The 26,560-nt window shown below is 69.3% G+C and carries 17 protein-coding genes and 3 pseudogenes; 12 read left to right on the forward strand and 8 right to left on the reverse strand.

The window, feature by feature from the left end; all coding sequences use genetic code 11:
* Positions 1-25 precede the first annotated feature (25 nt).
* From AB0I49_RS00580 to AB0I49_RS00595, 4 genes are all read left to right on the forward strand, one after another.
* Positions 26-1,375: a cytochrome P450 gene (locus AB0I49_RS00580; protein WP_363224946.1), complete on the forward strand. Its 1,350-nt coding sequence runs from the start codon at positions 26-28 to the stop codon at positions 1,373-1,375.
* On the forward strand, positions 1,339-2,493 hold the full coding sequence (locus AB0I49_RS00585) for a cytochrome P450 (RefSeq protein ID WP_363224508.1): 1,155 nt from the start codon (positions 1,339-1,341) through the stop codon (positions 2,491-2,493). The genes AB0I49_RS00580 and AB0I49_RS00585 overlap by 37 nt, the downstream gene beginning before the upstream one ends.
* A 166-nt stretch (positions 2,494-2,659) precedes the next feature.
* Complete coding sequence (locus AB0I49_RS00590; RefSeq protein WP_363224509.1) at positions 2,660-4,711, forward strand: APC family permease; 2,052 nt, start codon at positions 2,660-2,662, stop codon at positions 4,709-4,711.
* Between the two features lie 88 nt (positions 4,712-4,799).
* Entirely contained in the window at positions 4,800-6,143 is a 1,344-nt protein-coding gene (locus AB0I49_RS00595; protein ID WP_363224510.1) for a TRAM domain-containing protein, read from the forward strand.
* Positions 6,144-6,286: 143 nt separating this feature from the next.
* On the opposite strand, the gene AB0I49_RS00600 is transcribed toward AB0I49_RS00595, so the two are convergent.
* Entirely contained in the window at positions 6,287-8,239 is a 1,953-nt protein-coding gene (locus tag AB0I49_RS00600) for an SMI1/KNR4 family protein (protein WP_363224511.1), read from the reverse strand.
* Positions 8,240-8,611: 372 nt separating this feature from the next.
* Here AB0I49_RS00600 and AB0I49_RS00605 point away from each other — a divergent pair.
* Both AB0I49_RS00605 and AB0I49_RS00610 read left to right on the forward strand, forming a co-directional pair.
* Positions 8,612-9,598 (forward strand): annotated as a pseudogene (locus tag AB0I49_RS00605) (hypothetical protein); the annotation flags it as partial.
* A 1,605-nt stretch (positions 9,599-11,203) separates the two neighbouring features.
* Entirely contained in the window at positions 11,204-11,614 is a 411-nt protein-coding gene (locus AB0I49_RS00610) for a hypothetical protein (RefSeq protein WP_363224512.1), read from the forward strand.
* A gap of 500 nt (positions 11,615-12,114) precedes the next feature.
* Here AB0I49_RS00610 and AB0I49_RS00615 read toward each other — a convergent pair whose 3' ends face one another.
* Complete coding sequence (locus tag AB0I49_RS00615; RefSeq protein ID WP_363224513.1) at positions 12,115-12,675, reverse strand: GNAT family N-acetyltransferase; 561 nt, start codon at positions 12,673-12,675, stop codon at positions 12,115-12,117.
* A 68-nt stretch (positions 12,676-12,743) separates the two neighbouring features.
* Positions 12,744-13,728 (reverse strand): annotated as a pseudogene (locus AB0I49_RS00620) (IS256 family transposase); the annotation flags it as partial.
* 577 nt (positions 13,729-14,305) lie between these two features.
* On the opposite strand from AB0I49_RS00620, the gene AB0I49_RS00625 reads away from it, so the two are divergent.
* The 4 genes from AB0I49_RS00625 (at position 14,306) to AB0I49_RS00640 (ending at position 19,982) form a co-directional block, all read left to right on the forward strand.
* A complete protein-coding gene (locus AB0I49_RS00625; protein WP_363224514.1) occupies positions 14,306-14,449 on the forward strand; it encodes a hypothetical protein in 144 nt (47 codons plus the stop codon).
* Positions 14,450-14,720: 271 nt separating this feature from the next.
* Positions 14,721-17,819, forward strand: a complete 3,099-nt coding sequence (locus AB0I49_RS00630) for a lantibiotic dehydratase (RefSeq protein WP_363224947.1) — start codon at positions 14,721-14,723, stop codon at positions 17,817-17,819.
* On the forward strand, positions 17,816-19,207 hold the full coding sequence (locus AB0I49_RS00635; RefSeq protein ID WP_363224515.1) for a lanthionine synthetase C family protein: 1,392 nt from the start codon (positions 17,816-17,818) through the stop codon (positions 19,205-19,207). The genes AB0I49_RS00630 and AB0I49_RS00635 overlap by 4 nt, the downstream gene beginning before the upstream one ends.
* A 295-nt stretch (positions 19,208-19,502) precedes the next feature.
* The gene (locus AB0I49_RS00640) at positions 19,503-19,982 is read left to right on the forward strand and encodes a MarR family transcriptional regulator (protein ID WP_363224516.1); all 480 of its coding nucleotides are present in this window, start codon (positions 19,503-19,505) and stop codon (positions 19,980-19,982) included.
* 84 nt (positions 19,983-20,066) lie between these two features.
* Here AB0I49_RS00640 and AB0I49_RS00645 read toward each other — a convergent pair whose 3' ends face one another.
* Both AB0I49_RS00645 and AB0I49_RS00650 read right to left on the reverse strand, forming a co-directional pair.
* Positions 20,067-20,288, reverse strand: a complete 222-nt coding sequence (locus AB0I49_RS00645; protein WP_363224517.1) for a hypothetical protein — start codon at positions 20,286-20,288, stop codon at positions 20,067-20,069.
* A 94-nt stretch (positions 20,289-20,382) separates the two neighbouring features.
* Positions 20,383-20,559, reverse strand: a complete 177-nt coding sequence (locus AB0I49_RS00650) for a hypothetical protein (RefSeq protein ID WP_363224519.1) — start codon at positions 20,557-20,559, stop codon at positions 20,383-20,385.
* A 437-nt stretch (positions 20,560-20,996) separates the two neighbouring features.
* Between AB0I49_RS00650 and AB0I49_RS00655 the strand changes: the two genes are divergently transcribed.
* Positions 20,997-21,260 (forward strand): hypothetical protein, encoded by a 264-nt coding sequence (locus AB0I49_RS00655; RefSeq protein ID WP_363224520.1) that lies wholly within the window; start codon positions 20,997-20,999, stop codon positions 21,258-21,260.
* Between the two features lie 382 nt (positions 21,261-21,642).
* On the opposite strand, the gene AB0I49_RS00660 is transcribed toward AB0I49_RS00655, so the two are convergent.
* The gene (locus AB0I49_RS00660; protein WP_363224521.1) at positions 21,643-22,911 is read right to left on the reverse strand and encodes an RICIN domain-containing protein; all 1,269 of its coding nucleotides are present in this window, start codon (positions 22,909-22,911) and stop codon (positions 21,643-21,645) included.
* Positions 22,912-23,105: 194 nt separating this feature from the next.
* On the opposite strand from AB0I49_RS00660, the gene AB0I49_RS00665 reads away from it, so the two are divergent.
* Entirely contained in the window at positions 23,106-24,392 is a 1,287-nt protein-coding gene (locus AB0I49_RS00665; protein ID WP_363224522.1) for a hypothetical protein, read from the forward strand.
* 68 nt (positions 24,393-24,460) lie between these two features.
* Here the strand turns inward: AB0I49_RS00665 and AB0I49_RS00670 are convergent.
* Both AB0I49_RS00670 and AB0I49_RS00675 read right to left on the reverse strand, forming a co-directional pair.
* Positions 24,461-24,834, reverse strand: a pseudogene (locus tag AB0I49_RS00670) (hypothetical protein); the annotation flags it as partial.
* A gap of 730 nt (positions 24,835-25,564) precedes the next feature.
* Positions 25,565-26,485 (reverse strand): NADP-dependent oxidoreductase, encoded by a 921-nt coding sequence (locus AB0I49_RS00675; RefSeq protein ID WP_363224523.1) that lies wholly within the window; start codon positions 26,483-26,485, stop codon positions 25,565-25,567.
* Positions 26,486-26,560 lie beyond the last annotated feature (75 nt).

Raw genomic sequence — 26,560 nt, forward strand, 5'->3', positions numbered from 1 at the left:
GCTCGCCCAGCCGGGCCCCACCCCGATGTACGGGCCCGACTTCGCCGCCGACCCGTCCGCCGTCTACGAGCGGCTGCGCCAGTACGGGCCGACCGCCCCCGTCGAACTGTCGCCCGGCGTGCACGCCACCCTGGTCACCGACTACCGGGCCGCCCTCGAAGTGCTGCGCAGCCCGGAGAAGTTCGCCAAGGACGCCCGCCGCTGGCGCGCCCTCGCCGACGGCCGCGTCGGCGCCGACAACCCCGTCGTGCCGATGATGGGCTACCGGCCCAACTGCCTCTTCTCCGACGGCGAGGCCCACCGGCGTCTCCGCCAGGCCGTCACCGACAGCCTCGGCCGGGTCGACCCCGCCGCCCTGCGCGGCTACGTCGAGCGCAGCTCCGACACGCTCATCGACCGGTTCTCCCCGTACGGCGAGGCCGACCTCCTCGGCTCGTACGCCAAGGTCCTGCCGCTGCTCGTCTTCAACCAGCTCTTCGGCTGCCCGCCCGCCATCGGCGAGCGGCTCATGGGCGCGATGTCCGCGATCTTCGACGGGGTCGACGCCGAGCGCGCCAACGCGCAGGCCACCCAGAGCTTCATCGAGCTCATCGGCCTCAAGCGCGAGCAGCCCGGCGCGGACGTCACCTCCTGGCTGCTGGCCCACCCCGCGAACCTCGGCGACGAGGAGATGATCCACCAGCTCGTCGTGCTGATGGGCGCGGGCACCGAGCCCCAGCAGAACCTCATCGCCAACGCGCTGCGGCTGCTGCTCTCCGACGACCGGTTCGCGGGCGACCTCTCCGGCGGCGCCATGCCCGTCGAGGACGCCCTCGACGAGGTCCTCTGGCTCGACCCGCCGATGGCCAACTACGGCGTCCACTACCCCGTGCACGACCTCGACTTCGGCGGCGTCCGGCTGCGCGAGGGCGAGCCCGTCGTGATCAGCTACGCGGCCGCCAACAACGACCCCGGCCTCCTGTCCGACCAGCGCGGCGGCAACCGCGCCCACCTCGCGTGGAGCGCCGGCCCGCACACCTGCCCGGCCAAGGACGCCGCCCGGCTGATCGCCGCCGTCGCCGTCGAGAAGCTCCTCGACCGCATCCCCGACCTCGAACTCGCCGTCCCCGCCGACCGGCTCGTCTGGCGGCCCGGCCCCTTCCACCGCGCCCTCACCGCGCTCCCCGTCCGGTTCCCCCCGGTACCGGTGCCCATGCCCGCACCGGTACGCGACCAGTTCGACGAGACACCTGGAGACAGTCGATGGAACGTCAGACCTGCCCAGTCGCAATCGACCCCGCCGGCCACGACATCCACGCCGAAGGCGCCCGAATCCGCGAGCAGGGGCCCGCGGCGCGTGTGGAGCTCCCTGACGGCGTGGTGGCGTGGGCAGTAAGCAGCCCCGCCCTCCTCAAGCAGTTGCTCACCGATCCGCGGATCTCCAAGGACCCCCGGCAGCACTGGCCCGCGTGGATCAACGGTGAGATATCCCCCGAGTGGCCGCTGTTCACCTGGGTCGCGGTGCAGAACATGTTCACCGCCTACGGCAGCGACCACCGGCGGCTGCGCAAGCTGATCGCCAAGGCGTTCACCGCCCGCCGCACCGCGGCCCTGCGCCCCCGCATCGAGGAGATCGTCAGCGGTCTCCTCGACACGCTCGCCGCGACCCCGCGCGGCGAGACCGTGGACCTCCGGGAGGGCTACGCCTACCCGATCCCCATCCAGGTCATCTGCGACCTGTTCGGCATCGACGACGAGGCCACCCGCGAGGGCCTGCGCGACTGCGTCGACTCCGTCTTCCACACCTCCGCCGACCCCGCCGAGGTCACCGCCACCTACGCCCGTATCTACGAGATCCTCGGCGCCCTCGTGGCGGAGCGGCGCGAGAAGCCCGGCGACGACATGGCCAGCGTGCTGATCGCCGCGCGCGACGAGGACGACGGCGCGGGCCTCAGCGAGCAGGAGCTCGTCGACACCCTGCTGCTGGTCATCAGCGCCGGCCACGAGACCACCGTCAACCTCCTCGACAACGCCATCCACCTGCTGCTCACCCACCCCGAGCAGCTCGCCCTCATCCGCGAGTCCAAGGCCGGCTGGGGCGATGTGATCGAGGAGGCGCTGCGCGTCGAGGCGCCCGTCGCCAACCTGCCGCTGCGCTACGCCGTCGAGGACATCGAACTGGACGGCGGCGTCACCTTCCGCAAGGGCGACGCCATCATCGCCGCCTACGCCGCGGCCGGCCGCGACCCGCAGCGGCACGGCGCGGACGCCGACCGCTTCGACCTCACCCGCGCCGACAAGGAACACCTCGCCTTCGGCCACGGCGTCCACTTCTGCCTCGGCGCGCCGCTGGCCCGGCTGGAGGCCGAGATCGCGCTGCCGGCGCTGTTCGAACGCTTCCCGGACCTCGCGCTCGACTGCCCGCCGGAGGGGCTGCGGCCGGTGGAGTCCTTCATCTCCAACGGGCACCGCAGCCTGCCGGCGCGGCTGCACGCGACGGTGCCGGCGGTCTGAGCGTGATCCGCGGGCCCGGCCGTGATGGTACGGCCGGGCCCGCGGACGCGTCCGGGGCCGGACGGGGCGCGTGGGAAGGCTCGTACGGGCACGGGAACCCATCGGACGGAACGCCCCATGGGTGGCGGGTGGGCGACCGTAATCGCGAGCGCTTACGATCCTCTGCGTGTCCAAACTGACCGACGTGCCGAAACGGATCCTCATCGGCCGAGCGCTGCGCAGCGACAAGCTGGGCGAGACGCTCCTCCCCAAGCGCGTCGCGCTCCCCGTCTTCGCCTCCGACCCGCTGTCCTCCGTGGCGTACGCGCCGGGCGAAGTGCTCCTCGTGCTGTCCGTGGCGGGCGTGTCGGCCTACCACTTCAGCCCGTGGATCGCCGTCGCGGTCGTCGTGCTGATGTTCACGGTGGTCGCCTCGTACCGGCAGAACGTGCACGCCTACCCGAGCGGCGGCGGCGACTACGAGGTCGCCACCACCAACCTCGGTGCCAAGGCCGGACTCACCGTCGCCAGCGCCCTGCTCGTCGACTACGTGCTGACCGTCGCGGTCTCCATCGCCTCGGGCATCGAGAACCTCGGCTCGGCCATCCCGTTCGTCGCCGAGCACAAGACGCTCTGCGCGATCACCGTCATCGTGCTGCTCACGGTGATGAACCTGCGCGGCGTCAAGGAGTCCGGGAAGCTCTTCGCCATCCCCACCTACGTCTTCGTGGGCGGCGTCTTCCTGATGATCCTGTGGGGAGTCGTCCGCGGCCTCTTCCTCGGCGACACCATGAAGGCCCCCACCGCCGACTACACCATCCACGCCGAACACCAGGGCCTGGCCGGCTTCGCCCTGATCTTCCTGCTGCTGCGCGCCTTCTCCTCCGGCTGCGCGGCGCTCACGGGCGTCGAGGCGATCAGCAACGGCGTGCCCGCGTTCCGCAAGCCGAAGAGCAAGAACGCGGCGTCCACGCTGGCGCTGATGGGCGGCCTCGCCGTCACCATGTTCTGCGGCATCATCGCGCTGGCCATGACCACCAAGGTGCGGATGGCGGAGCACCCGGCCACCGATCTGCTCAGCAACGGCAAGCCCGTAGGCTCCGGCTACACCCAGAACCCCGTCATCTCGCAGGTCGCCGAGGCGGTCTTCGGCCACGGCTCGCTGCTGTTCGTCATCCTGGCCGCGGCCACGGCGCTCGTGCTGTTCCTGGCCGCCAACACCGCGTACAACGGCTTCCCGCTGCTCGGCTCGATCCTCGCCCAGGACCGCTACCTGCCGCGCCAGCTGCACACGCGGGGCGACCGGCTGGCCTTCTCCAACGGCATCGTGCTGCTGGCCGGCGCGGCGGCCGTGCTGACGTACATCTACGGCGCCGACTCGACCCGGCTGATCCAGCTCTACATCGTCGGCGTGTTCGTGTCCTTCACCCTCAGCCAGATCGGCATGGTCCGGCACTGGAACCGCCACCTGCGGATCGAGGGCGACCCGGCCAAGCGCCGCCACATGGTCCGCTCCCGCGCGATCAACACCTTCGGCGCGTTCCTGACCGGGCTGGTCCTGGTCGTCGTGCTGCTGACGAAGTTCACGCACGGCGCGTGGGTCGCCCTGCTCGGCATGGTGATCTTCTACGCGACGATGACGGCGATCCGCAAGCACTACGACCGGGTCGCCGAGGAGATCGCGGTCGAGGACGAGCGCGACGACGAGACGGTCCGCCCCTCCCGCGTGCACTCCATCGTCCTCGTCTCCAAGGTCCACAAGCCGACGCTGCGCGCCCTCGCGTACGCCAAGCTCATGCGCTCCGACTCGCTCGAAGCGCTGAGCATCAGCGTCGACGCCGCCGAGACGAAGGCGCTCCAGGAGGAGTGGTCGCGGCGCGGCATGGACGTACCGCTCAAGGTCCTCGACTCGCCCTACCGCGAGATCACCCGGCCGATCATCGACTACGTCAAGAGCCTGCGGAAGGAGAGCCCGCGCGACGCGGTCAGCGTCTACATCCCCGAGTACGTGGTCGGCCACTGGTACGAGCACCTGCTGCACAACCAGAGCGCGCTGCGCCTCAAGGGCCGGCTGCTCTTCACGCCGGGAGTGATGGTCACGTCGGTGCCCTGGCAGCTGGACTCGTCGGAGGCGGCGAAGAAGCGGGCGCGCAGGCGGGCGGAGTGGAACGCGCCCGGGTCGGTGCGGCGCGGCCCGGTGGCGCCGCCGAAGCGGGAGAAGACGGGGACGAAGAGGTAGGGCTGCGTGGACACGTAGACTGGTGGGCTGCTGCGCAGCGCGTACGCCCCACCCACCTCGCCCCACCCCAGCTCAGGAGCAATTCGCCATGCCGCAAGAGACCGAAGCACCGCAGGTAGCCGAATCGCTGGTGGGCGAGGAGTACGAGGTGGAGGTGGGGCCGGTCGCGCACGGCGGGCACTGCGTCGCGCGTACGGACGGCGGGCGGGTGCTGTTCGTACGGCACACGCTGCCGGGGGAGCGGGTGATCGCCCGGGTCACGGAGGGCGAGGAGACGTCGCGTTTCCTGCGCGCGGACGCCGTGGAGATCCTCGAACCGTCGAAGGACCGGGTGGAGGCGCCGTGCCCGTTCTCCGGACCGGGCAAGTGCGGCGGCTGCGACTGGCAGCACGCGGCGCCGGGCGCGCAGCGCCGCCTGAAGGGCGCGGTGATCACCGAGCAGCTGAGCAGGCTGGCGGGCCTGACGCCGGAGGAGGCGGGCTGGGACGGCACGGTGATGCCGGCGCCCGGCGACAAGGTGGCGAAGGGCGAGGTCCCGGCGTGGCGCACCCGCGTGCAGTACGCGGTGGACGCGGAGGGCCGCGCGGGGCTGCGCAAGCACCGCTCGCACGAGGTCGAGATCATCGACCGCTGCCTGATCGCGGCGCCCGCGGTCACGGAACTGGGCATCGAGCAGCGCGAGTGGCCCCAGATCGCCTCGGTGGAGGCCATCGCGGCGACCGGCTCCGCCGACCGCCAGGTCATCCTCACCCCGAAGCCCGGCGGTCGCCTCCCCATCGTCGAACTGGACAAGCCGGTCTCGGTCCTGCGCGTGGGCGAACGCGACAAGGCCGTCCACCGCGTCCACGGCCGCCCCTTCGTCCGCGAACGCGCCGACGACCGCACCTACCGCGTGGGCGAGGGCGGCTTCTGGCAGGTCCACCCCCAGGCCGCCGACATGCTGGTCAGGGCCGTCATGCAGGGCCTGATGCCGCGCAAGGGCGACATGGCCCTCGACCTGTACTGCGGCGTCGGCCTCTTCGCGGGCGCCCTGGCGGAGCGCATCGGCGACAAGGGCGCGGTCCTGGGCATCGAGTCCGGCAAACGCGCGGTGGAAGACGCCCGCCACAACCTCCAGGACCTCGACCGCGTCCGCATCGAACACGGCAAGGTCGAACAGACCCTCCCCCGCACCGGCATCAAGGACGCCGACCTCATCGTCCTGGACCCCCCGCGCGCCGGCGCCGGCAAACAGACCGTCCACCACCTCGCCTCCCTGGGCGCCCGCCGCATCGCCTACGTCGCCTGCGACCCGGCAGCCCTGGCCCGCGACCTGAAGTACTTCGCGGGAGAGGGCTACCACCCGGTCACGCTGCGGGCATTCGACCTCTTCCCGATGACTCATCATGTGGAGTGCGTGGCGATCCTGAAGCCGGTGGCGAAGGACGGCTGACCTGCGGTTTTGTCCGCGCGCAGTATGTGCGGTGTGGGCTCGCTCCAGCGGGGTTCTGCATTCGATGGTGGTCGCGCGGTGCGGTAGGCGGGTACTGCCACGACCCCGCGCGCGGGGTCGTGGCCTTGCGGTCTGGCCGACCTCTAACTGCTTTCCGGCCCGTGGTCCTCCGTCCGCTCGCCGTCCGCCGAGCTCGCGGCTACCCCGTGCATGCGGATCACCGCGTACGTTTCGCCGTCCCCCGGCGGTCTCGTCCACGAACGAGTGGCGAACGTGTGAAGCCGTCCGTTCACGAGAGCGTGGCGCGGCAGGCAAACACCGAACTCCCCGGTCACCGCTTCCAGTAGCGACCGTTCCGCCTCGGCACCGTTCTCCGGATCGCTGAAGAACCGTCCCGGATCCAGCGCCTGCGGTATCTCCCCGCTTTTGTGGATCTCTCCGTTGACGTACGTGAATGCGTACTGCTGGGCGCCGTCTTGCGCCACTGAAAGGTGGAAGAACGGGTCTCCGTACCATGACCGCAGGCCGCTCCACACCACCACCGCGCGGGTGCCCGTACTGGCGGCCGCGGCCGGGGAGACGAACCGCTGCGAGTTGAACGGGGCGGGGTCGCTGTCGAAGGCGAAACTCCATCCAGTTCCGGCCCGGCCGGCCGCCACGAGAGCCCTGTCGTCGTAGGACGAGAACTCTCTCCGACTGTGCAGCGCATGGTCGCGCGCCTCCCAGAAAGTCATGGGTTCGTTCAGTACGGTGCGGTCCCCGTCCGTGAGACGTCCGGGCAAGTCCTCAGGCTCCACCCCCTCCACCAGGACGAACCGGTAGGACGTGAGGCTATTGCCCGGGTCCGGCTCTGCGAGCCACACCAGGTCGCCCGGGTCGAGTCCGGCCGTCGGACTCGGCGGCTCACCCACGTGCCCGCCCCTTGGGCGGGACAGCAGCTCCTCGCCTCGCTCCGGGGTGAGCAGCGGTCCGAGGACCGGGTCGGCCACCCACCCCAGCGGCGCCAGATGGTCCGGTCCCAGCGGCTCCCACAGGGGCAGAGCGTCCATCATCGCCCGCCATGCCCCGTCGGTGTCTCCCCACCGCGCCAGCTCCCGCGCCCGCTCGACTGCTTCCCCGAACGGTCCGGTCGCCGTGTACCGATACGTGCCGCTGCGCACCTGTTCCAGCGTCGCGTAAGCCTGGGAGACCAGGTCGTCGTCGGCGCCCCGCAGATGGAACATCAGCGAGGAGTCGCCCCGGTATGAGTGCGCCGCGTGCTCGGCGACCAGCGGCGGCAGCAGTTCGGGTGCGTACCGCGGGTCCGCCACCAGTCCGTCGAAGTACACCATGTAGGTCTGTCCGAGCAGGCGGCGTATCTGGTCGCCCAGCCCCGCGGCCCGCGGCCTGCTGTACGCCTTGGCCTCGTCCAGCGCCTTCGCGGCCCGTTCCCAGCCGCCGCGCAGCGCCTCCAGCCGGGCTTCCTCCACCAGAGCGTCCAGCTCTCGTGTCGTGTCGCTGACGAACACCTCTTCCCCGTCGCTCGGGCGCGCGCGCAGGCTGTGGAATTCCCGGTACATGTCCCGCATGAAATCGAGGAAGTTCGCGTGCCGGTCGGGTGGCTCAGCCCGCCAGCTCGCCCAGGTGCGGACGGCCCACTCGCCGTCCTCACCCACATCCTCGGGATCCAAGAGGACGTGGGTCACGTCGGACTCCACGTCGAGCTGCAGCCCGCGCCGCCAGACATCCGCCTCCTGCCTTTCCTCGGGCTCGGCGTCCTCGTCCAGGTGCTCCTCGAACATGTCCGCGAGCCCCGACTCGTTGTTGTGCCAGTGCGCGTCCTTCGTCCCCGCTAGCAGCCATACGAATCCGCCCGCGTGCCGCCACCCGTCGGTGACCTTGAGGAACTCCCGGTACGACGGGGGCATCCGCCGGCCCAGGCGTGCCTCCATGGCTGCGATCCGCTCCTCGGGCGCGGGCGGGAACCCCAGCCACCGTGCCCGCCGTGCGGCCTTGTCGTCCTCGTCCCGTGTCTTGCTGTCCGGCAGGGAATCCGCCCACTCCCCGCTCCACCTGAGCAGGAAGGACCGCCAGTCGAATGCCGTGGTGTCTGTCATGCCGGCGATGCTGCCACCCGCCACTGACAATGCTCCGTCCCATGCCGCGGCCAACGGCTCCTCCCGTACGCAGGCCAAGCCTGCGGCTGATCGGCAGACGGGGAGGCAGCAGAGCCACGCGGCTTTGGCGAAGTTCGCTGTGGATCCCCGGATGCGGGTTCGTCGGGGCCGATGCCCGGCTCACGGTCCTCATAGATGGCCGCCGCCGCGGGCCAGATGTGCTCGATGTATTCACCGGAACTCCGCCTGCCTATCCCGGTGATGCGTTTCCCGCGTCCTGGCTCGACCAGCAGGGTGGTCGAGATGCCCCACCACCCACGTGCGGACTTCGCTGCCCCCTCGGCACTGGTGGCGGCATCCGCGGTGACCGAGGCCCACCGTCTGGCGTGGCTGGGGGACCGGCTGGGGGATCTGCCAGGTTCGGGAATCGTCTACACGCTGATGGTCGCGGCGGCGGAGGAGGTCGCGGCATTCCTGGGGCAGCGCGGATATCCGGTGGCCTCCAGCACGGGGAGACGGAGAACGCTGATCGGTTGCAGGCGGAGGAGGATCTGCTGGTGAACCGAGTGAAGGGCGGGTGGCGGCCTCGACGCTGGGGATGGGCTTTGACGAGCCGGAACTGGACGACGAGAAGCCGGCCCCGTGCGGTCGTTGCGACAAATGCGCCAGGCCCTGGTTGGAGGCGGGCCATGTCTCCCGCGGCCCTCGCGACGGCGGCAGACGAGCTGTCCCGCTTGGGTAGAGATCGAGCCTTGCAAGATGTGGCTGACCGGGCTCTCTCTCCGCGGTCGGGCTGGGTTTGAAGGGCCGTATTCCTGTTGCCAACAGGCGACCACCGGCACGCGCTGGGCACCGCCTGCGTCCTTTCCTGTCAGCGCAGGTTGGGGATGGGCCGGTCCCGGACGACGTGCTGGCCGTCCTCGTGACGGTGGTAACTGACTGGGCCCGCTCGCCGGGCGACTGTGCCGGCAATCCCCCCGACGCGGTGGCCTGGCCGGTCAGGGGCGTCGCCATGCCGTCCCACACCCGTCCACAGCTGGTCGCCTCACTAGCTGAGGCAGTGGCCCGGGTCGGTCGGCTCCCGTCGCTGGCCAGCCTGGCCTACACGCCGCAGGCGGACGAGTACACGGCACATCGCAGCAACTCCGCTCAGCGGCTACGCGCCCTGGCCGCCTCGTACGCAGTGCCCGACGAACTCGCCGCCGCCCTGGCCGGCGCCCCCCGGGCCCGGTTCTGCTCATCGACGACTACACCAACTCCGGCTGGACCTTGGCCGTAGGCGCACGCCTCCTGCGCCGAGCCGGTGCCGGACAGGCGCTCCCATTGGTCTCGCCCTGGTCGGCAGACACCGGCACTTGAATCGCGCACTGGCCCACACGTGGCGCGGGACGACGCCATTTTTGAGGCCAAGCCAGAGCTCTGCTATGGAGTGTGAGCTGCCCAGTCGGTGGGGTTGACCTTGCCCTCAAGAATGAGTACTCGAGTCGCCACGCCTAATCGGCGTGATGACTGTCGGGGCCGCACCGCTTTCGCGTGCGGCCCCGACAGTCCACATCTGTTAAGCCTCGACTTCTTTCAAGCGCCGAGTTTCAGCTCAGCGCCATTCAGGAAGGATGTTCGCTAGCTGCGCCACCAGATCCCAGTCCGCTGGCTTATCGCTTGGCCTGAACCATTCTGCACTGTGGCACACCCAGTATCCGCGAAATTCTCGTACGCCCTGGAGTGTAGTGTCTTCAATTCCCGATTCCGAGCCGCAACAACCGCATATGACATTGAAAGCGCACCCTTCGTTCCAGAATGGCGTGTCCTCGATGAAGCCGCAGATGCGACATGTGTACTCTTCGCCGCAATCTTCCACGTCTCTTCTCCTGCCAATTCTTTCGGTTTATTGCTCGCTGTCGAACCGGGAGTTCCTCGCAGCGGACCAGTTCGAGGCGTGGGCCAAGGGTGAGGCGGACGCCGCTGCCGCCCGCTACAGGCCCGCAAGGGCCACGACGGCGACAAGAGCGGCAAGGACGGCAAGGACGGCAAGGACGGCAAGGACGGCAAGAACGGCAAGGACGGCAAGGGCGCCGAGTCCGTCACCGACAGCCCGGAAGCCGCTGGCGCCATCGGTGGCACTGCTCCGCTCCCTCCCCCGGGGGCGTTGGCGGGATCGCTGTAGCCCGCATCGCCGGGGCGGCCTTCATACTGGCCATCCGTCGTCGCCCCTCCGCCGAGCGCTGACGGCTCCGGCCCTGTAACCGCACAGCTCTGGCGGAGCCGCCGGCCCAACAACTCATAGCTCCCGGCCGGAAGCACTCGAATAGCAGACAAGCATTTCTAAACATGGAACTCGGGGCCGCACCGTGTCGCGTGCAGCCCCGACGACCCTACCTACTACGCTCCGACCCCTTTTCAGGGGCAGGTTTCATCGCCATTCGGGGGGCACGTTGGAAATCTGCTTCAGCAGATCCCAGTCTTCCGGCTTGTATTCAGGCTCGGACCACGGAGCACCCTGACCAACCCAGTATCCCCGAAACTGACGTACCCCTTCCAGCATGGTGTCATTAAGTCCTGATTCTGACCCACAAGCGGGGCAAATGTCATTGTCGGGGACTCCGTACGCCCAGATGGGTTCACCACCGTCGAATCCACAGACGCGGCATACGCATTCACAGTCTTCGATGTTCGCCATCTCCACCTCCATCGTGATGCCGATCAGTGTCGACGTTCAGACCCAAAATGACCCTGTGTCTCCAAGTGTCTTTCAAGGCTTGGCTCCTTGTAACCTCGCAGGTTACTCGGCGAATAAGGGGATGGTCTGTACATGGTAGAGGGAATTCCGTCCTTAGTGAAAGCGGTCAGCGTGTTCGTTTTCTCTTCGTAAACCGCCCACCCTGAGTCTATCCCCCGATTATCCTTTCGGTCCCACACTCGATACCCTTTCGGTGGACGCCCCGGATCTGTATACTTACAATAGCCGTGCGCTTTCGTGACATAATCACCTATCTGCTTCATCTCAGGAAACTCACTTGTGTGATTTCTGAGATGGATTGTCGCGAGCTGAATGTGCGTCCTGTTCCTCTTCTCGGCCCAGATCGCGGCCGGTCGGCCAGCGTCACGGTTCGCCCTGAGGTAGGAAAGAAGGCTATCGGCGCCCTTCTTTCCCAGCTGCTCTTGGACGGCCTGGATGTCCTGTTTCGTTCCCCAACTGAGCCCCTTGCTGCCTCCGGCGACACCTCCCACCTTGCCGAGGATGACGGCTATGCAGGATGCGCTGGCATCAGCTTGCATCCCTCTGGCGCTGTAGACGGCGCAGTTGAATCCGTCGAAAAATTTGCCGAGAACGGGGGCGTTGCCGGCCCATTCGCTCCCAGTCTGGAAATCGTCTAGGGCATTGGAGAGGTCGAAGAACTTTTCCCAGAACCCGCGGGCGTCGTTATCGTTCAGGGCGAGCCGGAGCTGGTCTTCCAGGAGTTGGAGTTGGTTGTAGTCCTGCTTCGCCTTGTCGTCGCTTCGCTGGCTCTCTTCCTGCTTCCTGTACAGATCGGAGACACGCTTCAGAGTGTCCCCGACTGCCTTGTTGGCCTCGTCGCGGTCCTTGCCCGCTGCTTCGGCAGATTTACGGGCATCGGCGGCCGCAGTCCACGCCGCGTTTGCCGAGACCTGGGCCCACTCTGCTGACAGCTCAGCATGGGCCGCTGCATTGGTTGCTTTAGCGGCGGCCTGGTGGGCGTCCGTCTCGGCATTCCGGGCAATCCTGGCCGACTCGGCGGCACGGGCAGCGGATGCCTCGGCGTCCCTGGCCGAGCTCTTTGCCTCGGCAAGATATTTGTCAGCCAGCTGGGATGACTAGAGTAATTGTCAAGAGTTGTGGATGGGGCCGTTGATGTCTATCGAGGCTGTTCCCACTCGGTCAGGGTGAGTTCGTACTCGACTTCACCGTGCTCGGAGCCCTCGATCGCCTCCGGCCAGTCCCCGGTGAAGTTCCGGACGAAGGACAGGCCCGACTTCTCCATGACGCGACGTGAACGGCTGTTGACGGCCATCGTGTTCGCCGTGACCCGCTCGACCCCCAGTTCCGCGAACCCCTTGTGGACCAGGGCCCGGGACCCCTCGGTGGCATAGCCGCGCCCCCATGCCACCTGGTTCAACCGGTAACCGAGTTCGACCACGGCGGGGCTGTGCTCCTCCAACGGCCGGAACTCGAACCAGCCCAGGAAGGTGCCGGTGGGCTTCTCCTGCGCGGCCCAGTAGCCGCGGGTCTTCCAGCATGGGTAGTCGTGCAGGAGCCGTGGGAGGGTCCTTGTCTCGATCGACTCCCGACTTGTGGGGCGGCCACCGTTGATGAAGCGCATGACCTCGGGGTCGTCGTCCAGAGCGAGCAGGTGGTCGGTGTCGGCCGCCGTGAACGCGCGCAGGACGAGCCGGTCGGTCTCCAGGAAGTTGGCCATGCCGCGATCTTCACCACGGGCGGGCCGGGCCTGCCACCGATTTTCCGACCTGTGGCAGGCGGTGATGTTCATGCCGCGCGGGCCTCGGATCGCTCGACCAGGACGCCCCGCTCGAAGCGGGCGCCGGCCCGGACCAGGGCGACGAGATGGGGCGCATTCACGGCCCGCCGGCGTTCCTGGGCTGACTCGATGAGCTTGAAGACCATGGCCAGGGGGGGCGGCCCGGCTGCCGGCGCCCTTGGTGACCTTGGTCCGCAGGCGCACAGTGGCGAAGGCCGACGCGATCGGGTTCGTGGTCCGCAGGTGGATCCAGTGCCCGGTGGGGAAGTCGAAGAACGCCAGCAGCTCTTCCTCGTCGTCGGTGATCCGCTTGACGACCTTGGGGTATTTCGCCCCGTACTGCTTGGCGAACGCGGCGACGGCCTTGGCCGCACGCTCCTCGTCCTCGGCGTTGTAGATCTCCTGGATCGCGCGCTTGGCCGCGGGCTGGGCCGACTTCGGCAGCGCGTCGAGGACGTTCGCGGTCTTGTGGACCCAGCACCGTTGACGGCAGGTCTGGGGGAACACCTCGTTCAACGCGTTCCAGAAGCCGAGTGCCCCGCCGCCGACGGCCAGGACAGGGCCCCGCATGCCCCGGCGGGCGCAGTCCCGCAGTTGTGCCGCCCATGCCTCGGAGGATTCGCGGTAGCCGTCGGTCATCGCGATCAGTTCCTTGGTGCCGTCGGCCCGCACGCCGACCATGACCAGGACGGCGGCCTTCGCCTCTTCCAGGCGTATGCGCAGATGAACACCGTCGGCCCAGACGTAGACGTAGTCCGTGGCGGACAGATCGCGGTCCATGAACGCCTTGTGGTCGGCCTGCCACTGCGCGGTCAGCCGCGTGATGGCCGCTGGTGAGAGGCCGGCGGGAGAGCCGAGGAACTGCTCCAGCGCGGGCACGAAGTCGCCGGACGACAGGCCGTGCAAGTAGAGCAGCGGCAGCACCTCGCTGATCTTCGGGGATTTCCGCGCCCAGGGCGGCAGGATCGCCGAGGGGAACCGCCTGCGCTCGCCCGGCGTCTCGTCGACGCACTCGACGACACCCCGCAGACTGACACTTTGGAACGGTGGGATGTGGCCCCCGGAGGTGGCCCACTTCGGGACGATAACTGTCCACGGGGCAGATGGAATGGCCGGGGCGGGGGGGGCGATTGACGGCGTCAGAGGGGTACGGCCGTGGCGGTCATGTGACGCTCCGATCCGGGGCAGGCCGTTCCGGAGCCGGGAAAGGCCCTCTTACCTGCGGTTTTCTCCGGATGGGGAATTCGGACATATTTCCGATGACGCACCATGTGGAGTGCGTGGCGATCCTGAAGCCGGTGGCGAAGGACGCCTGACCTGTGGGTTTGGGTGATGCGCGCTATGTGCGGTGTGGGCGTCGGGGGTGTCGCGAGCGATATCCGACGGCGCCCTCAGTCCGCCGTCTGCACCAGCCGCACCCGGCGCTTTTCTGAGGTTCGAAGGGGCGATGCCCCGTGCGGGTTTACTGGTGCATGGGGCTTGTAAAGGTCATGGGCACCCTGTCACTCTCCACATGTTGACCGATCTTGTCAGTCATCACGTGCTGTCTCATTTGATATGAGGAGGAACCATGCTCGATCAGGATCGTTCCCAGGACATTTTCGACTTGGACGTGCGCGAGATCGTGGACGCGAACGAGAGCACGATGCCTGTCGCCATGACGCAGACCGAGGCTGTGACGTGCCCCCAGACGTGTGCGTGGACGTGCGCGTGATCCGCTGTCGCTCGTCTCTGTTCTGTACCTGCGCCAGCTGATGAGCCTTAGCTGAACAGGAGGCGACTGCCCGAGCCGGAGAGGGGAGTCGCCTCCTCTTTGTCGTTTTTGTTGATGCCGACCGAACGCCGAAGAGAGCGACGTGCCTGACGGGATTTCCTTCTCATGCGCTGGTGTTGTCCTGCTCCGTGCTCCGGCTCAGTCCGTGCGCCACGCCGCGGTTACTCACGCCGACATCGTGGAGGGCGACGCGGACGAGGTTTCCAAGAGCGTGGGGTACTTACGTTCCCTGGCCCGAGACGCGCTGTTGCGGGAGGCGGTGGGAGTTTCCAGTCCGTCTTTGGCGCGTCGTTGGGATGAGATTCTGCGCGGTGAGAAGGATCGTCTTTCCGACGTGCGGCGGGTTGTGCGCGCGCTGACCGCGTACCGGTTGCGGATGGCGACGCGGTGCACGCCGTTCGGACTGATGGCCGGGGTCGCCGTGGCGCGATTCGCTGCCGCCGCGGAGTCCGCTGAGGTACGGCTGGGAACGGCGCATCGGAAGTCGGTTCGGCTGGAGCGCGGTTGGATCACGGCGCTCGCGGCTTCTTGGGCCGGCAGAGCGGATGTGCTGAACGAACTCCGGGTCTCGGCCAACAATTTGTGCCGTGTGCGAGGCGACCGTCTCGCGTTGTCGTATCTGCCTCTGGAGGACCAGAGCGGCGAGGCGGCTGTCCCGCAGGAGAACGTGCGTGAAGTCAGCGTGCGCTACACCGCCGCGGTGCGGGCCGCGTTGGAGGCAGTGCGCGGCAGGACGTTGCGCTACCCGGAGCTGAAGCGGCAGTTGACCCAGCGGTTCCCCGCGGCCCCCGTGGGCGCGGTCGAGCGCATGCTGACCGACCTGATCGGAAAGGAGCTCCTGCTCACCGATCTTCGTCCGCCGGCGGAGACATCGGACGCGGGGCAGTACGTACGGGACGCTCTCGCCGCTGTGAACTCTGCCGAGTTCTCGGCCCCGGCCGCGCTGGACGACGTCGTCCGCTCCCTCGCCGACTACGCGGCCGCGCCGCTGGGGCAGGGGCAGGACGCCTGGCGCGACGTCGTCTCGCGCATGCGTCGGCTGCGGTCCGCGCAGCGGGGTGTGCAAGTGGACCTGGCTCTGGACGCGAGCGTGCGACTGCCGCCTGCGGTGGCGGTGGAGGCCGAGCGGGCGGCGGACCTCCTGTGGCGGCTCGCCCCGGCCTCCTCCGGTTCCACGGGACTCGACCAGTACCACAGGGAGTTCGTGGAACGCTACGGCACGGGGCGGGCCGTTCCCGTGACGGAGCTGCTGGATCCCGAAGCCGGGCTGGGCGCCCCCGCCGGGTACATGCAGCCGCCCGGTACGCGGATCGCCCCGACGGCGCCTTCGGACGCCACCGAGCGGGACCGGCTGATGATGGAACTCGCCCAGGAGGCGCTGCTCTCCGGCGCCGATGAGGTCGTGGTCGATGAGACGCATCCGCTGGTGGCCCGGGTCGCCGACCGCCGGGAACAGCGGCCGCCGTCGGCCGAACTGTTCGCCCAGCTACTGGCCGCCTCGGTGGAGGCGCTGCGGGAGGGGGAGTTCCGGCTCGTGCTGACGGGAGGCGCGACTGGTTCGGCCGTCTCGACGTTCGGCCGGTTCGCCTACCTCCTTCCTGACGAGCTACGGGCCTCGTTGGGCCGGCTCGCCCAGGCCGGCGGCGCAGGGGATGCGGCGCCGGACGCCCTGCGCGCCCAACTCGTGTTCCAGGCCCGCCACGGCCGCGGTGACAATGTGGCCCAGGTTCCCCGACTGCTGGAGCACATCATTCCGGTCGGCGTGTTCGCCGACGACTCCGCGCCCGGCACCCTGCCTCTGGAGAACCTCGCCGTCTCCGCCGGTCCGCACCGGCTGCGGATCGTGGAGGCCGGCAGCGGCCGGGAGGTACTGCCGACCGTGCTGCACCGGCTCAACACCCACTCCCTGGCCCCCAACGCCGTACGTCTGCTGGCCGAGATCGGCCGAGGCGACGTCCGCGGCGTCCACTGGGACTGGGGCCAGGCCGGGAACCTGCCGTACGTACCGCGAGTACGTTACGGACGCGTCGTCCTCGCTCCGGCGCGCTGGCGTCCCTCCGAGGCCGTCCGGGACCAGGACGCGCCGTTCGGCGAATGGGCCGATGCGCTGCACGCGTGGCGCAAGCTCTGGCGGGTGCCCGACCGGGTCTGCTCGGTCTACACCGATCAGCGCCTCGAACTCGATCTGACCCGACCTCTTCATCTGCGGCTGCTCCGGCACGAGTTGAAACGCCGCCCCGCCACCGTCGTACAGGAACTGCTGGATCCTGACGGCACCGGCGCGGGGTGGCTGACCGGACCGGACGGCTCGCACCGCAACGAACTGGTGATTCCTCTGGTAGCTCGGTCGGCGCCGGGCGCGCCGCCTGCCGAGCAGCACTCGGCACCTCTCCGCCGGGAACCGGCCCGCCCCTCGCCGCGGCGGCTGCACGACTTCGCACACGCCCCGGGCGGCGAATGGCTGTACGCCACCGTGCACTGCAGCGCCGCCCGGCACGACGAGCTGCTCGCGCACTCCATGAATTCCCTGCTCGCCGGCCTGCCCGACGAGGTGGACCGCTGGTTCTTCATCCGCTACCGGGATCCGGACGACCACCTCCGGCTACGGTTCCACGGCACGTCCGAGGCGCTGACGACAGCGGTGCTGCCGAGCCTGCACCACTGGGCCGGTGCACTCCGGGCGAGCCACCTGATCCGCGGGTACGCCCTGCGCACGTACGACCCCGAGCTGGAACGCTACGGAGGCCCGGAGGCCATCACGGCGGCCGAACGGTTCTTCCACGCCGACAGCACCGCCGCCGTCGAAGCGCTCGCGCTGCGGGAGTCGGGCCGCCTTTCCCTGGAGCCCGTGCTGATCGCGGCAGTCGGCCAGGCACACGTCGCCCGCACCTTCTGGACCGCGTACGACACCGCACCCGGCTTCCCGAACAGCGGCGAACCAGCCTGGATCCCTCGGATCCTCGACGCCGTCCCCCGCGGCGCGACGCACCGGGCATTCCAGGAACGCAGGCGCGAAGCCCTCGGTCTCATCGACGCCGACGGCAGCTGGGAGGGGCTGCGCGCCCAGCCCGGAGGCGAGAAGCTGCTGGCCGCCTGGCAAGGCCGGGCAGCGGCCCTGACCGAGTACGCGCACACCCTGCGCGAGCTCGGTGACCGCGGCTGGACACCGGTCACGCCCATATTTCTGTCCCTGCTCCACATGCACCACAACCGGCACATCGGCATCAACCCCGAGGCAGAGCGAGCCGCGACGGCGATCATGCGCGGAGCCCTGCAAGCCCACCGCGACCGCATCAGGAGCACCACATGACCGCCGTCGGCGAAGCGGACGCCGATCGATCCGGGGCAAGGACGGCCGGCGAGCTGCGCGACATCGGCGAGCTACGCGACGTCGGCGAGCTGCGCGACATCATGGACGACCTGGCCGGGCGCCTCACCGATCCGGAGTACGTGGCCGCCGCCGCGACCGCACCCGACAACGTCGACCAGCATGCCGGCATGCCACAGGCGCGGCCCCCGTGGCGCCCGCTGGGGCTGGGCGAGGCCCACCCAGGCGTCGCCCTGCTGTACGCCGAACTCTCACACCACGACAGCCGCCACCGGCGCGCAGCGCACGCGCACTTGGCAGCCGCCGCCCGAGGACTGGACGGGCCGGCCGGACCGGGACTGTTCGGCGGCGCCGCCTCCCTCGCCTTCGCCGCCCTCACGGCCCGGCACAGCGACGACGACTACGCCGACCTGCTCACCACCCTCGATTCCGAGGTGGCCGGCCAACTGCGCAGCCTGCTCGACCAGGAGGCGAAGCGGCTGGCCACGGGCCGACCCGGCGTCGACATGCACAGCTACGACGTCGTCTCCGGCGCCACCGGACTGGGACGCTACCTGCTGCTCCGGGGCGACGAGCACCGCCCCCTGCTCATCGACACCCTGACCTACCTGGTCCGCCTCACCGAACCCGTGACCGCCAACGGGCACCAGGTGCCGGGCTGGTGGGTTCCGACGAAGCCGGGCGTCGGACCGGAGTACCCCCGCGGCCACTTCAACCTCGGGCTGGCACACGGCATCAGCGGCCCCCTGGCCCTGCTCTCCCTCGCCTGGCGGCAAGGCGTACGCGTCCCCGGCCAGCAGACGGCCGTCATCCGCATCGTCGACCACCTCATCAGCCAACAGACCCCACACGGTCTGTGGGCCGCGACCATCGACTTCGACACCTTCGTCGACGGACACGGCCGGCACGCCCACCAGACGCCCAGGGCCGCCTGGTGTTACGGAACCCCCGGTACCGCCCGCGCGGTCCAGCTCGCCGGCATGGCCATGGAGCGCGCCGACTGGCAGGCCCTGGCCGTCGACGCCATGGCAGCGGCCCTCGCACAACCGCTGGGGGACTCCGTCACCGACAGTTCGCTGTGCCACGGCTGGGCCGGCGTACTCCACGTCACCGGCCTGATGGCCCGGGACAGCGGAAGCCGCCGGCTCGCTGGACGACTCCCCGCACTGGCCTCGTCCCTGCGGTCCGCCTACCGGCCCGACCTCCCCTTCGGGTACGTCTACAACCACGCCACCCTCGGCCCCGGAATCCGGAACGCCATCCACCGCGCGGGCTTCCTGGAGGGCAGCGCCGGCATCGCCCTCGCCCTCCACGCCTACCTCGACGACTACCCCGCCTCCCTCTGGAACGCTGCCCTGCTCGTGGCATGACGCGACTCCTTCAAGGACACCAACAGACTCCGCACAGTCGGAACCCGTACTTCAAACTCCTCCTTCAGCTCCATCACCGGTGATCCGACCCGCAGTCCTTGCATGGCGGACAGCACGCTGACGCGGTGCCGGGCGAACGAACCGCCGCACGTGCTCGTCGCGCAGTACCTGCGGGGCCCGGACGACGCCCTTCGCAGTGCGCGAGGCATCAGGCGATGTCGGACGCCGCACTGGGGACGGGACGGGACGGGGCGGGACCGTTTCGGTGGGAATGGTCAGCTGCTACGTTTCCCGGATGAGGAAAGGACCTGCCACGCGAAGCGTCGGCGCGGATGAGCCGCTCGGCTTCGTGATCGCTTCGGCGGGCAACGCGGCGGCTCTCGCGTTCGAGTCCGCCCTGGCCGCGGAGGATCTGCACCCACGGCACTTCGCCGTGCTGCGCGGCCTGCGCGACGGCGAGGAGCACGCGCAGCAGCAGCTCGCCTCCGCACTGGGCATCCCGGCCAGCCGCCTGGTGGGGCTGCTCGCGCTGCTCATCGACAGGGGCCTGGTGGCGCGGCGCGAGTCGCCGGCCGACGCCCGGGTGAAACTGGTCCGCCTGCGAGCGGAGGGCCGCAGGGAACTGGAGAAGCTGATCCGGCTCGCGGGCGCCTCGGAGGAGCGGCTGACCGCGGGACTGACGGCCGAGGACCGGTCCGAACTGCGCCGGCTGCTCGGCATCGTCTACGCCAACGTCGCCGACGAACCCGAAGGCCGACCCGCCCGGGCCTGGTGACCGGCCTTCTGACCTGACTGCTCGATCGGGTGACGGGCGATCGACGCCACCACAGCGGTGACGCGACGCGCTGACCGCTTGAGGTCACACCCTCTCGACGTCCTCCACCGCGACCAGACGGCACTGCGTATCCACGACGGCGCGTTCTCCGCGACGGGCCTCGCCGCCCACCACCCGTGCACCGGCGAGCTGCTGTCCACCGAGAAGCTCATGGTGCAGCCCCTCGCCGCCGCCGGCGCACTTCAACGCGACCTCCAGCGTGAACGTACCTACGACGGACGCGCGCTGCCGAGGCCAAGGCAGCAAGGGGCGGACGCCGCTCCGCCGCGACGGCCGCGAAGACCGGCACCGTCCGCACCGCACACCTGGAAGGCCGCCCCATCGCCGTCCTCGCCCGCGGTCACCGCGTCTGGCGCAGATCTGCGACGGAGCCGACGCGCTGCTGGAAGAGGTGCGCGGTGTGCATCACGCCGTCGTGCAGTTCGCCGGGGGCCACGTCCTCCACCCAGTCGGTCAGCGGGCTGCGGTCGGGGTGCAGGGCGCTGTCGGTCGGGCCGCAGGGCGCGCGTCCCAGCATCGCTGTTCGTCGCCGTCGGGTTCCAGCGGTCTCGTGTACGGCAACGGACAGCAGGACAGCAGCATGGCGAAGACGCGCCCGCTCGGGGAGAGCGCCCACACGCAGGTGGCGGCTCGTGCCGTAGGACCGCGCGCCCCCGCTGCGCCGGAGTGGACCAGCCGGCCGCACAGCGAGTGCGGCTACCGGCCCCCTTCCGTATGGCCACTCGCTCTTCCGTATGGCCCCTCGCTCGGGCTTCGCGGGCGATGTGCAGGAGCGGCGAACGGTGTGGCGCACGACGCCTGAGTACGGTGCGCCCCGGCCTGAGTATCCGAGCGGACGCGCGGCGCTGTCGGCTCCCGTTGGATGGAGCCATGATCGAATCGCCGTCAGCCCCCGCGCCCCCGGCCCCGAGGCCCCCGGAAGAAGACCGCTTCACCCGGTTGTGGGCTGCCGTCATGGCCGTCTTGTTCATACCCGCGCTGGCGATCTCGGTTCTTGCCGCCCTGTCCTCCGAGCGGGCTTCACGGTGCATGACATACGGCGAACAGTGCTCCCCCGGCCTCCTGCCGGGGTGGATGTTCGAGTGGGGTCTCGGCCTCGGTGCGGTGGCGCTCGTCGTCGCCTTGGCCGCCCCCTGGAAGCGAGTTCGCCAGGTGGCGCTCACCACGCAGATCATCGCCGAGGCTACGGCACTGCTGGTCATCCTCAGCAGCTCCTGAAAGCCGGCGAAGGCCGCCCATCGGCGAATCCGCGATGAAGCCCCTGACCTGCCGGTGCCGTTGTCGGCAGTTGAGGCTACGTCACGCCATAGGAGCCCGGTGGCGTCAGCGCGGCAGCCGATATCGCCGATGCCGGGCTTCGCGGTCCAGTGCGGCGAGGCGTTCGTCCAGGGCTCGGGTGCCCGGGCGGCCGGCCGATGCCTCCCGGTTTCCGTAGTCGAGTTGCAGCGCGAACCGTTCTGGAAGGGGTTCGCCGCATGCAACAGGGGATATCCGGCCACGGACACCGGTCCCCAAGGCTGGGCTCGGGGCAGAGACGCGGAAGGCCCCGCAGGGAACCGGGAGGGGTTCACGTGCGGGGCCGCTCACGGGGCGGAACCCGTCAGACTCCGGTCAGGTTGTACGTACCCGTACCGTCCTGCCTGCCGCCGGAGTACTGCCGGATGAACTCGCCGTCCGCGTACCGGTCGTGGCCCATCATGGAGCCGGTGTACTTGTTCTGCACACCGATCTTCGGGCTGCCGGGTACGTCGCGGTAGATGTAGAACCGCTGGAGGTCGTCCTCCGCACAGGGGGCCGTCTGCAGAGCCGCCCCTTCGTTGGCCGCGTTCTGCGCGGGGACGGTCAGGCACCATTGGCTGCGGTGGTTGACGAGGGTGGCCTCGATGACGCCGTTGCGCTCCACTTTGTTGCACAGCGACCACTGATCAAGGTCTCCACTGAAGATCGTCGAGGGCCGCAGGCGAACACCGTCGGCCCCCAGGAGGGGCCCGGTCCAGTACAGCGGCCTGTCGGGTACACCGATCTTGTAGAAGCCGGGGTCACAGGTGAAGCCCTGCGCCGCGCGGGAGACGGCCGTGCTCCCGGACGCCTTCTTCGCCGCAGCCTCCTCGACCGCGTCCCGGGCGACGGTCTTCGCCGACGGCACCGGACCGGCCTCGTGCTTCGCCGTGGCGGTGGCAGCGCCGCAGTCGAGCAGGCGTTGCGCCCTGGCCATGATGCTGCTCGCGGGGACCTTGTCCTCGCAGCGCACGGCGCCCTCTTCGAGGGTGGTGTAGGTGGTGTAGCTGCCGGTGTCGGGCCCTTCGACCCACTTCAGCGCCCAACTGCCGTCGCCCTGCTGGACGCGGTTGCAGTTGAGGCTGCCGTAGGTGCCGGTGACCTTCTTCGTTCCTTCGTACAGGCCGTAGTAGCCGGGCTGGCGGAAGTTCCACGAGATTGACTGGGAGGTGCTGGATGTGTGGGTGTAGTTGACCTGGACGTTCAGGCCCAGGCTCGCGCCGACGGAGCCGAGCGCCTCGACGGCGAAGCTGCCCTGAACAGTGCCGTTGAGACCGACGGAGACCGAGATGGTCTCCGTGGTGCTCGTGTTGACGCTCTGGGTGCCGGTCGAGCCCTCGGTGACGTACCAGCCCTTGAAGTGCGTGATGGTGGGGGCGACTTCGGACGTCTTGATGATCGGGTGGCGCTTGCCGAGATCGTCTGCGGTGCAGGTCTGGCCGGGCTGGACCGCCTGCCCGGCGGCGGGCGCGGCCGACGCGGCGGCGGCCGGTGCGGCGGATGCCGGGGTGGCGGCCAGGCCCACGGCGGCCGTCGCGGTGGCTATGAGCGCTCCGAGCCCTCTGCCCAGGCGGGTTCTTGTGCGGCGCATCGTCGTTTCCCCCTGTTGTGTGTGGCCTGTGAGGTGAGTGTGAGTGAAATCAGCGCCGGGGGCGGCAGGGCGACGCCACAACTGGCCAAATACGATCAAAGGCTGTCCCGTTCTCGGTAGGCACGAACGGGAGTTGCCCGGTTCCATGCCTTCGGTGTGCCCGCAAAGGGACCACCGAAGGAAAGGACCACCTTTTGAAACACGTCAGACGCGGCATGGCGGCGATAGCCTCGCTCGCCCTCACCGCAGCCCTGCTCGCTGTGGGCGCCTCACCGGCCACAGCCGCCCCGGCCGCTCCCCAGGGGTACGGAAAGTGCACGGCCGTCCCCAACGGATCGGACCTGCAAAAGCGCGGTGCGGCCTGGTCATGCTCCGGGCCGGACTCTGCCGACCGCCGTGTCCCCGCCCGTGCCCTGACCACCCCGGACCTCGCTTACGCCCCCGCCGACGGGGCGAATGCGGTCAAACTCTGTCTCAAGGACTCCAGCGAACGCGTCGTCTCCGACCGGCACGCGTACTGCACGCGGATGTTCATCAGAGAAATTCTCCTCAACAAGGAGAACGTGGCGATCGGCGAGGGCCACATCAGCGTTCTCGCCGTGGGCCTGCTCGACTCCTACGCGGGGAAGTGGACCGAGTCCATCATCGCTGTCCCCGGCGATATGACCGGCGAGGTGAGCGGCGTGGAGGTGTCCCTGGATTCCATGTGCAGCGGCATGTGCAGCAGGCAGGGGCCGGCCTGGGGCGGCGGATACGCGACCGTGGAAAAGGGCGGCGACAACCAGACGGGCACCATCACCTACCTGTCCAGCGTCGCCGCCAAGACGGACATCTCCTACATCAACGTCACCTACACCGTGACCGCCGCCGCTGTCGGCGGGGTCGGCGTCCCCGGGTACGACACCGCGATCTACGACGGCCCCCAGGTGCGCTGTGACGCGACGATCGGTGATGCCAGCCCCGTCCCCGGCTGCATCGTCTTCGCCGGGCACACGCCCGACGTGACGTTCTCCAGGGCGAAATACCGGGGGGCGGCCGTCGCCTACGAGTGGGCGCAGAAGAACCTCACCGGCCAGTACGGCGCCCCCGGCCACCTGCTGTCGCGGTATATCGACCCGCTTGACCCGGAAGCCAAGGACAGGCGTGCCCTGACCTGTGACCGTGGGCCGTACAAATTCCCCCGGGGCGCCACCGGTATCCCCAACGACTCCTGTGACGAGTACCCCTTCGCCCGGTCCTGGCAGGGCGGGAAACCCGGCGACCAGTGTGTGGACATCACCCCGCGCCCCGTCGGCGGCGTATGGGACGTCTCGGGCGTCACCGTCGACCGGGGCACCGGCGTAAGCCCGTACAACGCGCCCTGCATCCGGGCTCATGTCGACAACAAGGACAACACCGCTGCGGGCGGCGAGTTGGGGCGGGCTGTGCAGTCCGACCGCATCCTCGACGGTGAGTGGTACCAGGTGATCATCGTCCCGTAGACGGCGGCTCTGCCTCCCCGCGCACCCGGGGAGACAGACCCGGGGCCGGTCAGGTTCCGTCTGACGGGTCATACGCGAAGCCACAGGCGTATGGCCGCAACGGTCACAGCGCCGTGGAAGAAGACATAGACCCGCTTTTCGAACCTCGCGCCAACCACCCGGTTGATCTTCAACTTCCCGATCAGCCGCTCCACTTCGTTCCTGCGAACGTAGCGGACCTTCTCGAACGTAACGGACCTTCTCGAAAGTAGCGGGTCTTCTCGAAACGGGTGGGCCTTCTCGAAACGGGTGGGCCGGCCGGACTCGTCTGCCCGGACCATCGGGGTCGGTGACGGGCACCCGCAGGGTGTTGGTGGGCCCCGCAGATCGTCGAGTCCACGCTCGCCATTGACCAGTCGATCCGCCCCTGTGTATTGGCATCGGCTTGTACGGCTCGCAGGAGCATTCGCACGAGTACCGCCGTGGTGACTACGGGCGGCTGGCGCGGTTCGTCCTGGCCGATCCCATCAGCGTCGGCCTGCTCCTGATGCCCCTGCCGGCGCAGGCCGCGGCGCCTTTCGCCGGGCGACGCCGGTCGAGTCTCCAACGCGCCGAGGCGTAGCTCCGCCTCCGCACAGGAGTCGCTGAGGCAGCAGAAATCCGAGCGGTGCCCCGCCCTGGACGGTCTGGCGCAATCGCTACCGCGAGGAAGTCGCCACCGCGATCGAGCGATATTCAGGCCGACAGCCGCAAACACCGGCGGGTCCACAGCGGTGTCGGTTGGCGTCGTACGCTGCCTCAGCCCGGCCGGCGACGACATGCGTCCGATCCGGCCCGACACGCGCCGGACTCGTCACCCGCCGCCGTTCCGGCGACGACCAGAGCAGCCGGGCAACCGAATCGTCGCCTTCATCCCGGCCTGGACGCGAACTGATCGACCAGGCATTCACCGACCGCATGCGCAACGAACGCCGCCTGCTGGACCCGCTGACGCCCGCCGAGCCGAAGCACTCGAAGGACTGCTCACGACCTGGCTGTCACACGTGGGAACCCCGCCTCCCTCCGACAGCAAGCGATCCGCCGTCCTCCGGCCGCACCCCGTGTCTTGAGGCTCGGACGGACACGGACACAGGCACAGGCACGGGCACTGACTGCGACTGTCAATCCTGGTCGCTGGGTTTATCCGTGCCGGTTCACAGTGTGATCACGATTTTGCCGTGGACATGCCGTTCAGCCTGTGTCGTCACGGCTTCGCGAATCCGCTCGACGGGGAAGGTGGCCGCGATCGGCACTGTGATCTCGCCGGAACGGACGGCGTCGGCGATCTGTCCCAGGTTGCTCGGGGCCACGTCGAGGGCGCCTGTCTTGCGCACGCCGGGCGGTGGGGTGGGGCCGTCGGCTACGACGGAGATCCGCTCGGGTGCCACGCCGAGCTTGAGCGCGGTCTCGGCTGTCTCCCTTCCGAACAGGTCGGTTGCGGCGGTGATCCCCTCGGGCGCCAGGGCCCGTACCCGGTCCGTCAGGCCGGGGCCGTACGCCACGGGTTCGGCGCCGAGTCCGCGCAGGAATTCGAACGTGCCCTCGGAGGCGGTGCCGAGTACCCGGGCGCCCGCGAGCTTCGCCAGCTGCACGGCGAAGACGCCCACGCCGCCCGCCGCCCCGCCGATCAGGACGGTGTCCCCGGCGCGGAGCCCGAGCGCGGCGAGCGCGGCCCAGGCCGTCAGGCCGGAGACCGGAAGCGTGCACGCCACTTCGTCGCGGATGCCCTGCGGGGTGGGCTGTAGCGTTGCCGTGGGTGTCTTGACCAGTACGAATTCGGCGACGGACCGGCCGATCGCAGCGCCGTACACCCGGTCGCCGATCGTGAATCCGGTGGCTTCGGCGCCCATCTCGTCCACCACTCCGGCGAAGTCGCTGCCGAACCCGGCGGGCAGGGTGATGCCGAACCGCGCCGCCATGTCGGGCTGTGTGGTGATCTGCCAGTCCATGGGGTTCAGCCCGGCGGCGGTGACGCGGACGCGCACCTCGTCCGGCGCGGGGTGGGGCTCGGGTATCTCCTGCAGTTCGAGTACTTCGGGGCCGCCGAATCGACGGTAGCGGACAGCTTTGCTCATCGGTGATCTCTCCAGGCCAGTGATGGGACTTGGTCTCATCGACCATACATCAGTGATGGGACGAAGTCCCGTACA

Origin of the sequence: Streptomyces sp. NPDC050617 (assembly GCF_040654795.1) — a bacterium.
Classification (GTDB): Bacteria; Actinomycetota; Actinomycetes; order Streptomycetales; family Streptomycetaceae; genus Streptomyces.